This is a genomic window from Anaerobranca gottschalkii DSM 13577 (genome assembly GCF_900111575.1).
Taxonomy (GTDB): domain Bacteria; phylum Bacillota; class Proteinivoracia; order Proteinivoracales; family Proteinivoracaceae; genus Anaerobranca; species Anaerobranca gottschalkii.
In genome coordinates this window covers 1-15,200 of the sequence record NZ_FOIF01000046.1, presented here as the reverse complement: position 1 = coordinate 15,200, position 15,200 = coordinate 1, and the positions used below count along the sequence as shown (strand labels likewise).

General features: G+C 35.5%; 8 protein-coding genes. 7 read left to right on the top strand and 1 reads right to left on the bottom strand.

Annotation, left to right across the window (positions count from 1 at the left end; translation table 11 throughout):
- The first annotated feature begins 344 nt into the window (after positions 1–344).
- From BMX60_RS09445 to BMX60_RS09420, 6 genes are all read left to right on the top strand, one after another.
- Complete coding sequence (locus BMX60_RS09445) at positions 345–1,658, top strand: glycoside-pentoside-hexuronide (GPH):cation symporter (protein ID WP_091351234.1); 1,314 nt, start codon at positions 345–347, stop codon at positions 1,656–1,658.
- Between the two features lie 11 nt (positions 1,659–1,669).
- Entirely contained in the window at positions 1,670–4,768 is a 3,099-nt protein-coding gene (locus tag BMX60_RS09440; RefSeq protein ID WP_091351233.1) for a glycoside hydrolase family 2 TIM barrel-domain containing protein, read from the top strand.
- An 11-nt stretch (positions 4,769–4,779) separates the two neighbouring features.
- Positions 4,780–6,510, top strand: coding sequence for a glycoside hydrolase family 36 protein (locus tag BMX60_RS09435; RefSeq protein WP_091351232.1), 1,731 nt, complete (start codon positions 4,780–4,782; stop codon positions 6,508–6,510).
- A 252-nt stretch (positions 6,511–6,762) separates the two neighbouring features.
- The gene (locus BMX60_RS09430; protein WP_091351231.1) at positions 6,763–7,848 is read left to right on the top strand and encodes a carbamoyl phosphate synthase small subunit; all 1,086 of its coding nucleotides are present in this window, start codon (positions 6,763–6,765) and stop codon (positions 7,846–7,848) included.
- On the top strand, positions 7,827–11,039 hold the full coding sequence (gene carB, locus BMX60_RS09425; protein WP_091351230.1) for a carbamoyl-phosphate synthase large subunit: 3,213 nt from the start codon (positions 7,827–7,829) through the stop codon (positions 11,037–11,039). Before BMX60_RS09430 ends, carB begins: the two co-directional genes overlap by 22 nt.
- Before the next feature lie 125 nt (positions 11,040–11,164).
- Positions 11,165–11,392, top strand: coding sequence for a hypothetical protein (locus tag BMX60_RS09420; protein ID WP_091351229.1), 228 nt, complete (start codon positions 11,165–11,167; stop codon positions 11,390–11,392).
- A 24-nt stretch (positions 11,393–11,416) separates the two neighbouring features.
- Here the strand turns inward: BMX60_RS09420 and BMX60_RS09415 are convergent, their stop codons facing one another.
- Positions 11,417–12,934 carry an AbgT family transporter gene (locus tag BMX60_RS09415; RefSeq protein WP_091351228.1) on the bottom strand — a complete coding sequence of 506 codons (1,518 nt, stop codon included), beginning with the start codon at positions 12,932–12,934 and terminating at the stop codon, positions 11,417–11,419.
- 159 nt (positions 12,935–13,093) lie between these two features.
- Between BMX60_RS09415 and BMX60_RS09410 the strand changes: the two genes are divergently transcribed.
- The gene (locus BMX60_RS09410) at positions 13,094–14,995 is read left to right on the top strand and encodes an Ig-like domain-containing protein (RefSeq protein WP_091351227.1); all 1,902 of its coding nucleotides are present in this window, start codon (positions 13,094–13,096) and stop codon (positions 14,993–14,995) included.
- The last annotated feature ends 205 nt before the right edge of the window (positions 14,996–15,200 follow it).

Below are 15,200 nucleotides of genomic sequence, written 5' to 3'. Positions count from 1 at the left end.
ACTTCTCAACTACAGGGAGCTCATCCACCTGAAGTTTCCTATATGGTTTATTAACTGGTTCCTTTGAAGGTTTATTAAACACACTCTTTTTAATAAGCAAAGTAATTAAAGTACAGATAATTTCATTTTGCTGCTTGATTATTTCTAAACAATATGTTATAAATTGAGGTAACAACTTGTCACTCCTTTCTTTCTTTGTTTATTTGGTGTGTGTACCTCAATTATGAACGAAGATTAAGGGGGTGGCAAGTTGTTTTTTGTAAAAAGCTATAAATAAAGGTTGTTTAAGCTACTTTTATATAAAAAAAGTTTTACAATACGGTGTAAAATAGGGAGGGGTTTTTATGGAAGAAAAAAAAGTTTCTAATTTTCAAGTATTAGCCTATGGTATGGGAAGTTTAGGAAATAATATCATCTATGCCTTTATTACCACATATTTATTGGTCTTTTATACCGATGTCTTCGGTATAGGTGCTGGTATTATTGCTATTATGTACTTAATAGCTAGAATTTGGGATGGCCTTAATGACCCAATAATGGGGATTATAGTGGATAACACTAACACAAGGTGGGGCCGTTTTAGACCCTATTTGTTGTATGTACCCTTTGTCATGGCAGTTTTCACTATCCTCTGTTTTTATAATCCCCAATTGAGTGATAAAGGTAAAGTAATTTATGCATACATCACCTATATTTTATGGGGTATGAGTTTTACAGCTATGGACATCCCTTATTGGTCAATGTCAGCGGCAATAACCCAAAATCCCGTTGAACGAAATAAAGTTGTCATGGTTCCTAGGACCTTTGCCATGATAGGTTTTTTAGTAGTTAATGTATTGACATTGCCATTGGTAAAAGCTTTAGGAAGTTGGACTACGGTAGCGGTAATTTATGCTATTTTTGCAGTTGTATTTACTTTAATTACCTTCTTCTTTGTCCAAGAAAGGGTAGTTGTTAAAAGGGAAAAAAGACAAAGTATTAAAGATGTAATTAATTTGTTCTTAGCCAACAAACCCCTCCGGATGTTAATTTACTCAATGATAATTGTAGAAGGATTAAATGCCGTAAGATTAACTTTAACCTATTATTATTTGAGATATAACTTAAATTCTGAAGATGCAATACCAATCTTTTTAGGGTTGTACCTATTGATGAACATAGTTGGTGCTGTAATTACACCTATCCTTGCTAAAAAATATGGAAAGAAAAACCTGGCCTTTTATTCAGTCCTAATAACTGCCTTAACTTCAGTTGGCATGTTCTTTACTGGCTACAGTAGTTTAGTATACATCTTTATCTGGAATATCCTTGGGGCAATTGCCATGGGAAGCTCTAATATTGCTATGACTTCTATGTTGGCAGATTGTGTTGAATACGGCCAATGGAAGACAGGGAATCGGGCGGAAGGAATGGTATTTTCTACCAATATCTTTAAAACAAAACTGGCTTCCGCTATCGGTGGAGCCTTAGGAGCTGCAACCCTCCATATTTCCGGCTATGTACCAGAAGTAGCACAAACAAAGGCTACCCTAGATATTATCCATTTATTCTTTACTTTAGTTCCCGGCTTAATTTGCTTATTAGCCTTACTACCTTTATTTAATTACGATTTAACAGAACAAGAATACAGTAAAATACTAACACAACTTAAAGGATAAGGGGTGAGGAGATGAAAGATTGGGAAAATCCGAAGGTTTTTGGAAAGAATAAACTGCCTGCCCGTACTCCTAGTATTAGCTATAATTCCCTAGAGGATGCCGATACCTTTAATGAAAGGAATAAACTTTTATTAAATGGTAAGTGGAAATTTAAATGGAAAAAGGATCTACGAAACTTTAATGAAAGCACTTACCTATTAGACAAAAATAAAGAAACTTGGGATGATCTAGATGTTCCCAGTGTTTGGCAACTTAAAGGTTATGGTATTCCCTACTATTTAGCCTTTGACTATCCACCAGGGATTAGTAAGGCAAAATGGAAAATACCTTCAATAGACCCCAAAAATAATGAAGTAGGGGTATATTATAAGACCTTTGAATTACCCCAAGTTTGGGAAGATAAAAGGGTTTACATCTTTTTTGGTGGAGTTAAATCAGCTTTCCACCTCTATATCAATAACCAACGGGTAGGTTATTCCCAAGGATCAATGACTCCCGCTGAATTTGATATTACTGAGTATCTAAAAAAAGGTGAAAATGACATCACAGTAATTGTGTACCGTTACTCCGATGGAACTTACCTAGAAGATCAAGATATGTGGTTTTTCAGTGGGATATTCCGAGACGTCTACCTACATTGCCAAAATAGAAGGAGCATCTTTGATTTTTATGTTCAAACAAAACTAGACCCAAACTACATCGATGGTCAAGTAATCCTAGATCTTTACCTTCAAGGGGAAGGGATAGAGGATTTAGAGCTAGATGTATATTTACAAAAACTCCCCGACGGAGATAAAGAGTTACTGTTAACGGAGAAAAACATCTCAAATCCCCAGCTACAAACAGCCTTTTTTGTAAAAAATCCCCTTAAATGGAATGCAGAACAACCTAATTTGTATCGTCTAACATTTGTTTTAAAATCCCAAGATGGGGAAATCCTTGAAGTTAAGAATACCCAAATAGGTTTTAGGGTAATCCAAATCAAAGATGAAAAAATCTTAATCAATGGTCAACCTATAAAATTGAAAGGTGTTAACCGCCATGATTTTGATCCCGACTTTGGATGGGCAGTTCCTATTGAGAGGTATTATCAAGATTTATACATTATGAAGCAAAATAACATCAATGCTATTAGAACCAGCCATTATCCAAACCCTAAAATATTTTATGACCTCTGCGATCAATTGGGTTTTTACGTCATGGATGAAGCAGATTTAGAAACCCATGCTGTCAGAAGGAAAAATGTCCCTGGAGATAATCCACTATGGACTGAAGCTGTTGTTGATCGGATGGAACGGATGGTACTGACTAACCGAAACCACCCCTCTATTATTATGTGGTCACTGGGAAATGAGGCTGGCTATGGCAGTAACTTCAAAAAAATGAAAGAGGCAGCATTAAAACTAGACCAAACCCGTCCCTTCCACTACGAAGGTGATTATGATATCTCGGTAAGTGATGTACTATCTAGAATGTATCCAACCCCCGAATATCTAGAAAAATTAGGGAATTACCAAGAAATTAAAGTATGTTTTTTTGAAAACATTATGAATAAATTGGCAGCTGACAATAAACCTTTAAAACCAGAACAATACAGGGGAAAGCCAGTAGTAGTTTGTGAATATGCCCATGCAATGGAAAATAGTTTAGGTAATTTTCATAAATACATGGAAGTCTTCGATAAATACCCTAATATGGCAGGGGGATTTATATGGGATTTTGTCGACCAATCCATAAGGGTCAAGGATGAAGAAGGGGAAAAGTGGCTCTACGGCGGTGATTTTGGAGAAGAAAAGAGTCATAGATATTTTTGTGCCAACGGAATAGTTGGAGGGGATAGAACCCCCCATCCATCCATATATGAAGTAAAAAAAGGGTATCAAAATATTAAAATATCAGCTATAGACTTGCTAAAGGGGACTTTCCTTATCAAGAATAAATTCTCCTTCACCAATTTAAATAATTTTAGGCTATTGTGGAAAATCACAGAAGGAGAAAAAGAGCTGATTTATGGGGAGGTTTTACCTTTAGCTGTTGAACCGGGTAGTAGCCTGAAAATAACTTTAGATTATGAAACTTTAGAATTTGAAAGAGAAAAAGAGTATGTTCTCAATTTTTCATTAGTAACAAAGGAAGACTACCCTTGGGCCCCTAAAGGCTACGAAATAGCTTGGGAAGATTTTGTCATAGGACAATACATACCACCTAAGATATCTGAAACTAATCTTGGAGATTTAATCTATAGCCAACGGGAAAACAAATTGTATATTCAAACTAATGAAAAGGCCAAAAAAGAGTTTATTGTAAATACCGAAAAAGCAAGTATTGAAGTTATTGATTATGGTGACGGCAATATTTTAATTTCACCTATTAAGGTAAATTATTGGCGGGCCCTGACAGATAATGATAAAGGTTTAGCTAATTTCGCCCCTAAGTTGGAAAAATTATTAGTTGATTATTCTTGGAAAGATGCAGGGAATAACTACAAAGTTAGAGAATGGAATATCCAAAAAGGATTAGGATATCTTCAACTAGAATTTACTTTAAAACACAAAAACTTTAAAGAAAATAAAGTGGTTTACAAGTTTTATAACAATGGTGCTGTGGAAATAAGTAATGAATTGGTAAGTAAAAAGGAGATGTTCCGCCTAGGATTTACCACTGAAATTAAAGGGAACTTTAACCGATTTAAATGGTTTGGTAAAGGTCCCCATGAAAATTATATTGATAGAAATCACGGAGCAAAGACAGGGGTCCATATAGGGGATATAACCGGGCTATACCATTTGTATATGCGACCTCAAGAAAATGGCAATAGAACAGAGGTCCGCTGGTTAGAGGTTTTTGATGAAAGGGGACAGGGATTTAAAATCTGGGATAAAACAGGGGAATTCCTAAATTTTAGTGGATGGCCTTTTACCTTAGAAGACTTGGAAAAAGCTACCCACATCCATAAACTGAAGTTTTCAGCTAATATCACCTTGAATATTGACCATAAACAGAGGGGAGTTGGTGGAGATCTCCCTGGTATGGCAGCATTACACCAAGAGTATAAACTCCATAAAAATACACGGTATAAAGTGGCCTTTTTAATAGAGCCATTAAAATAGGGGGGAGGAAAATGGAGTTAAATTTAGTATATCGTTATACAGATAGGGTAAAAAGGGAAAAATTATCGTTAGGACAAAGGATTACCACTGATATCCTCCGTTTGAGTTTTACTAAAGGGGACAAAGATCTACAAGAATACTGTGCCCTATTGACCTTTAATGAAGAATTTACCCTTTTAGATTTTTATGTAGAAATTCCCCACTCTTTTTCTAAAGAAGATAGAGTTTTATTAAATGGTTGGCAAACCTGGACTGAAACAAGGGAATGGAGTATTTATGACAAAAATCCTTCCCTAAATCCTTTATTTAACTTTTTATTAGGAAGTTATGGAGATTATCGGTTTACAGATTATAAAAATTCTTTAAATAGTTGGTCTTACTCTTATCTGAGAAAGGAGAATAACTACCTATTTTTTGGAGGATTACAGGAAAGGGATGGCTATATCAAAATTAGTTATTACCCTAAAGAAAATAAAATCCGAATTTCCAAAGATGCTTGTGGTTTAACTAAAGGTTCTGGAATTTTGACTTTAAAGTTTACTATTTTAGAAGGCAAGGAAGAAGAGGTATTCTCTAATTATTTTAATATTTTAGGGTATCCTTTAAAGGGAGGAGAAAGGGTCTTTGGTTGGACCAGTTGGTATAATTACTATACATCTATCTCAGAAAAAATAATTTTAGAGAATCTAGAAAATTTCTCTAAAGGGAAAGTTCCTATTGATATTTTTCAAATAGATGATGGTTACCAACAACAGGTAGGGGATTGGCTTGAAGTTAATGATAAATTTCCCAATGGCATGAAATACATCAGGGATAAAATCGCAGAAAAAGGTTATAAGGCTGGTATTTGGATAGCCCCCTTTGTTTGTAATAAAAAATCTAGAATCTACCAAAAACATTATAATTGGGTCGCTAAAGATAGAAAAGGAAAGCCAATAGTCGCTGGTTTTAACCCCCTTTGGGGAGGCTTTTTCTACGCCCTAGATTTTTATAACCCTCAAGTTCAGGAATATTTAAGGGAAGTATTTTCCACGGTTTTCCACAAATGGAATTACGATATGGTTAAATTAGATTTCCTCTATGCAGTAACACTATTAAAATATAAAGGGAAAACAAAGGGGGAAATGATGCAAGATGCCATGGAATTTTTAAGGGAGTGTGGTAAAGATAAATTACTTCTAGGTTGTGGCGTTCCCCTATCTTCTTCCTATAATTTAGTGGATTATTGTCGAATAGGACCAGATGTAGGGTTAACCTGGGAAGATAGATTTTTAAAAGCTATCCACTATAAAGAAAGGATATCTACTATAAACTCCCTACAAAATACCTTATGGAGAAGATGGCTTAACAACAGGGTTTTTAAAAATGACCCCGATGTCTTTATAATCAGAGAAGGAAATCAAAAAATGACATTAAATGAAAGAAAGGTTTTACTATATTTAAACATCCTTCTAGGGGGCTTGATCTTCACCTCTGACAACATCGGAGAATACGATGAAACACAGCTAGACCTATACTTATCGACTTTTAAATATAAAAATGCAAAGATTTTAGAAATAGTAATAGACTCCTTGGTTTATATAGAAGTTAAAACTGAACAGGGAAAAGAACTCTTTATCTTTAACCTAGGGGATGAAAAGAGAGAAGTGAAACTCCCTCAAGCCTTGCAAAGATATGTTACTCTAGTCCCTAGGGAACTTCCACCTAGAAATGTGATTCAAATACCAATAAAAGATAAATAAAACCAATAAATCGATATTGACAACATTTTTTACCTATGCTACTATATTAAAAACGCCGATACCCTTTAAATTGGTCCCGTGAGGCCAGAAAGGAGAATGACGATGTTAAACTACTTTTATTTGCTATGCCTACAATTAATAGATGTAATAAGAGCAATGGAAAGAAGATTATTCAGTCTTCTTGCTATTGCTCTTTTTTTATGGGGCTAAATTAAAGGGTTTAAAGGTAAAACTTAAAGAAAGGGTGAAAAAATGAAAGCAGCATTGATCTTAGAAAATGGAGCTATTTTTTATGGTAAAGGATTTGGATCAATAAAAGAAACGGTGGGAGAAGTGGTATTCAATACAGGGATGACCGGTTATCAAGAGGTATTGACAGACCCCTCCTATACTGGACAAATTGTAACAATGACTTACCCTTTAATAGGTAACTATGGTATCAATTTAAATGATATGGAATCATCTTCTCCCAAGGTAAAGGGCTTTATTGTTAAAGAAAAGGCCAACAAACCTAACCATTGGGCATGTGAAATGGAGTTAGAAGGTTTTCTAAAACAACATAGTATTATGGCCATTGAAGGAATTGATACAAGGGCTGTTACTAGAATTATCCGTAGTTATGGTACTATGAAGGGAATTATCACAGTCAGAGATTTAACACCAGCTCAAATAAAAAATAAATTTAATTCCTTTCAAAATACTAATGTAGTTGAACAGGTGACAACAAAGGAAATCTATAATATCCCAGGAAACGGGCAGCATATTGCAGTGTTGGATTTTGGTGTAAAAAAATCGATACTATCCACATTAACTGAAAGGGGTTGTAGTATTACCGTTTTCCCCGCCTTTTCAAAGGCTGAAGAAATTTTAAATTCTAATCCCGATGGTATATTACTCTCTAATGGTCCTGGAGATCCTAAAGATCTACCGGAAATATTAAAGACAATTAAAGGACTTATAGGGAAAAAGCCCATATTTGGAATTTGCCTTGGACATCAATTGTTAGCCTTGAGTTTAGGGGGAGATACGGAAAAGTTGAAATTTGGACATCGGGGTTGTAATCATCCTGTTAAAAATCTACTTACAAATAAAATTGGTATAACCTCACAAAATCACGGTTATGTAGTTAAAAAGGACAGCCTCCCCCCAGATGTCTTAGTGAGCCATATTAATTTAAATGATCAGACTATAGAAGGGATAAGACACAAATTTCTTCCGATTTTTAGTGTGCAATTTCACCCTGAAGCTTCACCGGGGCCACAGGAAAATGCTTACCTCTTTGACCAATTTATCCAAATGACAAAGGAGTGGAAAAAATGCCAAGGGATTACAGCATAAAGAAAGTATTGGTAATAGGATCAGGACCTATCATTATTGGGCAAGGGGCAGAATTTGATTATGGAGGAGCCCAAGCTTGTAGAGCTTTAAAGGAAGAGGGAGTAGAAGTTGTCCTAATCAATAGCAACCCAGCCACTATTATGACAGATAAAGAGATAGCAGATAAAGTATATATTGAACCCCTTACCCCAGCCTTTGTGGAAAAAGTTATCGAAAAGGAAAAACCAGATTCCCTTTTAGGGGCAATGGGAGGGCAAACAGGTTTAAATCTAGTTGTAGAACTCCATGATAAAGGGATTTTAGAAAAACACAATGTCCGGGTAATTGGCACTCCTATCCAATCTATTAAAGATGGTGAAGATCGGGAAAAATTTCAAGGGCTGATGGAGAAAATTAACCAACCGGTGGTTGAAGGGAAGATTGTCAAAGACATACAGGAAGGTTTGGAATTTGCAGATTCCATTGGCTATCCTGTAGTTGTTCGCCCAGCCTATACCCTAGGAGGAACTGGGGGAGGAATAGCAGAAAATAGAGAAAGTCTAAAGGAAATTTTAGCCCAAGGATTACAGTTAAGTAGAGTAGGGCAAGTTTTGATAGAAAGGTCCATAAAAGGATGGAAGGAAATTGAATATGAAGTGATTAGGGATGGAGATGGAAATTGTATCACTGTATGTAATATGGAAAATATCGATCCTGTCGGTGTCCATACCGGAGATAGTATAGTAGTAGCTCCTTCCCAAACCTTGTCAGATAAAGAGTATCAAATGTTAAGAAGTGCAGCTATAGATATTATCAATACAATCGGGGTAGTAGGTGGATGTAATGTTCAATTTGCTTTACATCCCCAAAAGAGTGAATATGTTGTAATAGAGATCAATCCTAGGATAAGCCGTTCTTCAGCCTTAGCTTCTAAAGCGACGGGATATCCTATCGCTAAGGTAGCAGCTAAAATTGCTTTAGGATATAGATTAGATGAAATACTTAATGACGTCACTGGTAAAACTTATGCTTGTTTCGAACCTACCTTAGATTACGTAGTTATAAAAATTCCTAAATGGCCCTTTGAGAAGTTTAGAGGTGTTAGTAGGAATTTAGGGACAAAAATGATGGCAACGGGAGAAATCATGGCAATTGGCAGTAACTTTGAAGGAGCTTTCTTAAAAGGTATACGCTCCCTTGAAATAGGACAATATACCCTCCAAAGGGGAAATTCAAAGGAGTTGACGATAGAAGAACTTAAAGAAAGAATTAAAACTCCCGATGACCTACGGATATTCCACATAGCAGAAATTCTTAGAAGGAATTACAGGGTAGATAAAGTCTCGGAAATTACAGGAATAGATATCTTTTTTCTAGAAAAAATTAAAGATATTGTCCTTGAAGAAGAGAGTTTAAAGGAACTAAAATTAGAAGAACTTTTCCCAGATAAACTTAAACTTTTAAAACAAAAAGGGTTTTCTGATAAGGGAATCGCCCAGTTAATGGGAGTAAATCCCCAAGATATTTATAATTTACGGAAAAAATACAAAATAACACCGGTTTATAAAATGGTGGATACCTGTGGTGGTGAATTTGTCGCTGTATCTCCTTACTATTATTCCACATATGATGAAGAGGATGAAGTTGAGGTTTCCCAAAGGAAAAAGGTGATGGTCATCGGGTCAGGTCCCATCAGAATTGGACAAGGTATTGAATTTGACTACTGTTGTGTACACAGTGTTTTAGCATTAAAAGAACTGGGTATTGAAACAATAATGGTCAATAATAATCCAGAAACGGTAAGTACAGATTTTAATATTGCCGATAAATTGTACTTTGAACCTCTGACAGAAGAAGATGTTTTAAATATCATAGAAAAAGAAAGACCCGATGGAGTTATTCTTCAATTCGGGGGACAAACGGCGATAAAATTAGCGAACTTTTTAGGTGGGATGGGAATCCCTATTTTAGGAACACAACCAGAACAAATTGATATTGCTGAAGACAGGAAAAAGTTCGATCAAATGATGGAAAGGCTGAATCTTCCTAAACCAATGGGAAAAGGGGTATGGAGTGTTGAAGAAGGGTTAGAGGAAGCTAAAAAAATCCGTTATCCTTTACTTGTTCGGCCCTCTTATGTATTAGGGGGACAGGGGATGGAAATCGCCTCTAATCAATCAGAGCTAAAGAAATACCTACAAGCTGCATTTCATAGGGACAAAAAAAATCCAGTTCTGATTGACCAGTATCTACTGGGCAAGGAACTGGAAGTAGATGGAATATGGGATGGAGAAAATATCTTAATACCAGGAATTATGGAACATTTAGAAAGGGCTGGGGTACATTCAGGAGATAGTATTACTAGATATCCCCATGGTGGGATTTCAAAGGAAATGGAAGAGAAAATCCTTAACTATACAATTAAAATAGCAAAAGAACTACAAGTTTTGGGAATGATCAATATTCAGTTTGTGGAATATATGAATGAATTATATGTCATTGAAGTAAATCCTCGCTCCAGCAGAACGGTACCATATATTAGTAAAGTTACTAATATCCCAGTGGTGAAATTAGCCACTAGGGTTATGTTAGGGGAAAAATTAAAGGATATGGGGTATGGTACTGGGATTTATCCTAAAAGGAACTTCTTCACTGTCAAAGTTCCGGTATTTTCTACAGAAAAGCTCCCTATGGCTGAAGTGAGTTTAGGTCCTGAGATGAAGTCTACAGGGGAAGTTTTGGGTATTGGAAAAACCTTTGAAGAAGGGATGTTTAAAGGTATAGTGGCAGCAGGGATGGAGTTTCCCTTTAAGAATAAGAGGATTTTAGTAACATTGAAAGATCAAGATAAAGAAGAATTTCTTCCGATAGCTAAAAATTTTACAGAATTAGGTTTTGAAATTTATGGAACAGCAGGGACAGCGGAGTTCTTAAATAAGAATGGTATTAAGGTTACAAAAATAAAAAAAATCAATGAAGGAATTCCTAATATTTTAGATTTTATAACTAGTGGAATGGTTGATCTAGTTATCAATACACCAACAAAAGGGAAAGACAGTGGACGGGATGGCTTTCGAATTCGCCGTAGGGCAGTAGAAGCCTCCGTTAAAGTACTAACATCTTTAGATACAGTTAAACCTCTCTTACAAATTTTGCAAAAAGGCGTTAGTGAACAGAATGTAAATGTACAGGACATAATTACTATAAATTAAAAGGCCGAGTCCCCCTTAAAAGATACTTTTTAGGACTTTTGTCGGAACTTGTCGAATCTTTTTTCTTGTAAAATAGGACTTTAGTAGTTATAATAGATATAGGATCTTTTTTGGGGGGGACTAGTATGAGGAGTAAAAAGAAGGTTTTACGTAAGAGTGGATGGAATTGGAATGCTTTCTTCAAAAGTGTTTTCTGGTATTATAAAAAGGGAATGACAGGAAAAGCAGTATTTATGACTCTGATAATAATAGCTACTTTTTTTGTAGGACTTATCCCAGTTATGATATATTGTGGAGCTAATGGCAATAAAGACTTCTATAACTTTGTAATGAAAAATCAAATAATAATATAAAAGCGCCTTTCGGCGCTTTTATTATTATAGGAAGATACTTCCCCCAGGACCTATAGGTAGTAAGAGGTAGAACCAAACTATCAACATTAATGTCCAAGTTATAAGGAAAGCTATAGAATATGGTAACATTGTAGAAATTAAAGTTCCAATTCCCACATTTTTATCATATTTTTCAGCGAAAGCGATAATTATTGCAAAATAGGGCATTAGTGGGGAAATTATATTAGTTACTGAATCGCCAATCCGATATGCTAATTGAGTAAACTCTGGAGCATATCCAAGTTGCATGAATAATGGAACAAAAACCGGTGCCATAATAGCCCATTTTGCTGAAGCACTACCTAAGAACAAATTGATAAAACCTGTTACGATTACAAACATAATAATTAAAGGGATACCAGTTAAGTTAATAGTCTGTAAAAACTCTGCACCGGATACCGCTAAAATAGTACCGATGTTAGACCAGTTGAAATAAGCTACAAATTGACCAGCAACAAAGGCTAAGGCGATATATCCACCCATTTCAGCCATGGATTTTGATAAATAAGTAGCTACATCATTGTTATCTTTTACTGTTCCTACAGCAATTCCAAAGGCAATACCTGGAATGAAGAACAACAGTGCAATTATTGGAACCATACTTTGGACGAAGGGAGTAACACCTTGGATTAACTGACCTTGTTCATTCCGCAAAATACCATTTTCCGGTACAGTTAGGAAGGCAAAGAAAGCTACAGTTAATAGTAAAGCTATTAATGCCCTTAACAAGCCTCTTTTTTCTTCCTTAGTAATATATTCTAAATTGTCTATATGTTCACCTTCATACTTCCCTAATCTAGGGGCAATAATCCTTTCAGTAACCCAAGTTCCAACAAGGGTTATTAAGAAAGTAGATGCGATCATAAAATACCAATTTACTGTTGGTGGCACTGAGTAATTAGGGTCAAGGATCCTTGCAGATTCAGCTGTTAAACCGGCTAACAAAGGATCTAAAGTTGATAAAAGTAGATTTGCGCTAAATCCTCCCGATACCCCTGCAAAGGCAGCAGCTAAACCAGCTAAAGGATGTCTTCCCTTAACAGCAAAGATAATAGCTCCTAAGGGTACTAGCACTACATAACCTGCATCTGAAGCGACATTGGACATTATTCCAGCGAAGACAACGGCAGCGGTTATTAAGCGATCAGGTGCCCCTAAAACCAAGAGTTTAAGCAAGGCTTTAATTAATCCAGTTCTATCGGCAACACCAACACCTAACATTGCCACTAAAACAGTACCTAATGGTGCAAAACCGGTGAAGTTACTTACTGCCCTGCTAAAAACAGATTGAACACCCTCCCTAGAAAGAAGGTTTACAGCTTGGACAGTTTCCCCTGTCACTGGATGAATTACAGAAACCCCTAGGTAACTGACAAACCAGGAAAGGACTAATGTTAGTATTGATAATAGAAAGAAAAGGGTAATAGGATGCGGTAGTTTATTACCTACCTTTTCTATCCATCCAAGGATACCGCCACTGGCTACATTGGTTTTTCTAGACATTTCAACAACTCCTTCCTATATATTCCTTAATATATTTTGTAGAAAGTAAATAATTTATGTACTTAAATTAAAGGATTTCTGTCGTTATATGTAGAATAATATAATTTGAGAAAAAGATAGGAGAAGAAATAATTAAATTAGACTAGGAGAGGTGGACTTATGAAAGGGTTAAAGCAAACATTTTACATACTATTAATTGGGGTAATATTAGTTAATTTATCCTTTTCTCTATCAGTAGAAGCCCAAAGTGCTGGAAGGCTAAGAGTTTCTATGCCAAATCAAGGTCATGTAGGTAATACCATAACTGTTAATATAAATATTGAGAATTTCACCGGTTTTGGTGTTGACGGTATTTCCGGTTATCAATTTAATTTAAACTATAATTCATCAATACTAAAACCAGTATTACAAGGAAGTAGTTACCATAGTGCCGGGCCCTTATCATCCGGTTATAATATTTTATCAAATATAGTTGGTAGCAGTATAAGGGTTTCTGCTGCTTCCATTCAACCCAATATCAATAAAAATGGCACACTTTTATCCTTTAAGTTTGAAATTATTGGAGCTGGAAGTAGTAATATAACATTAAGTGATATAGTTTTAAGTGTTGATGGTATAGTTTCTGTTCCATCTAATCGGATTTCTACAATCCCTGGTAGTATCACAACTTCCCGTTACGTTGCACCTGAAAGGGTCACCCTCAACAAGAACTCTTTGAGTTTAAATGTTGGGGAAAGTGAAAGGTTAACTGCTACTGTTTTTCCTAATAATGCCACTGATAAAAGGGTAGAATGGTCATCTACCAATAGAAATGTTGCTACCGTCGATCAAAACGGTAATGTCAGAGCAGTAGGTCCAGGGACAGCTACAATCAATACTAGAACCTTAGCAGGAAATAGGGTGGCAACGGCAACGGTGACCGTTAAGGCACCGGTAACAGGGGTGAGTATCCAAGGTGAATCTAAAATGCTTATAGGTGAAACCCAACAGTTAACAGCTGCTATTACCCCTGCCAATGCTAGTAATAAGAAAGTAAGTTGGGCCTCTAGTAATCCTTCTGTTTTATCAATTGATCAAAATGGTAAAGTAACTGCTAATTCATTAGGGGAAGCTACTGTAACTGTTACTACTGAAGATGGTGGGAAAAAGGCTGAATTTAAAATTTCAGTTGTCAGCGAAATGCCATTACAAGGAATAAAGGCTGTTAATTCCAAAATAGAGATTATGTTAGGGGATACCTTCACTCCAGAGTTACAGTTCACACCTAAAAATGCCACTAATAAAAAGGTTAATTGGTCTAGCAGTGATAGTAAAATTGTTAAAATAGATAACGGTAATTTCTTCGCTGTTGGGTTAGGAAATGCAACAATAACCGGTGTTTCAGAAGATGGAGGCCATCAAGTAAATATTGAAGTTACAGTTTTACCTATACCAGAAGAAAAGCTAATAGATACTACTTTCAAGATAACTGATAATAAACAATCCTTTGAACTACCTAGGACTATTTTTTTCAAAGATGACTATATTCAATTATTAGATGATAGAATAACTGTAAAGATCTCTAGGGAATTACTTGATAAAACCTTTGCTGAAAAGGGAATAACCAATTATACCAACTTCACTATTATAGTTAACAAGTTAAATCTTCCAATCTCTGAAAACTTCAGAGTCCTTAGCCCTGTCTATGAATTCAAACTAATGGTAGATGGTGAAATCATCGAAAATTTTAATGGAGAAGTGATAAAATCCCTTACCTTTGATCCTACTTTAGTCCAAAATATAGACCGGGTAGCTTTATACTGGTACAACGAGAATACCAAAGAGTGGGAAAAAGTTGAGTCAGAGATAGATGAAGTAAAAGGACTAGTACACACAAGGGTAAACCATTGGAGTAAATTCGTCCTTTTAGAAGATATTAGCAATAAAGGTTTTTCATTTAAGGGAGAAGTAAGCCTCGGTGTAACTATTTTAATGATGTTTTTAATGTTAGCCTTAGGCCTTGTTTTGGGTTATATGATCTGGGGCTTTAGAAAACCGGTAAAATGGTCAAAGGGAATGTAATTTAATATAAAAAGGGATTGTCGGGAAATAGCTAATTTTACAATTTTAGCTCATGAATAAAAAGAACTCGCTAGTTGTGGGACTTTTTAGAAGTTAACCATAACTATTGAGTTCTTTTTTTATTAAAGAAATATTAATTTTGGGCATGACAAATAAAAGTAGCTAATTTTATTGGTGGATTTATTTTTAAGCTGCTACTTCTGAA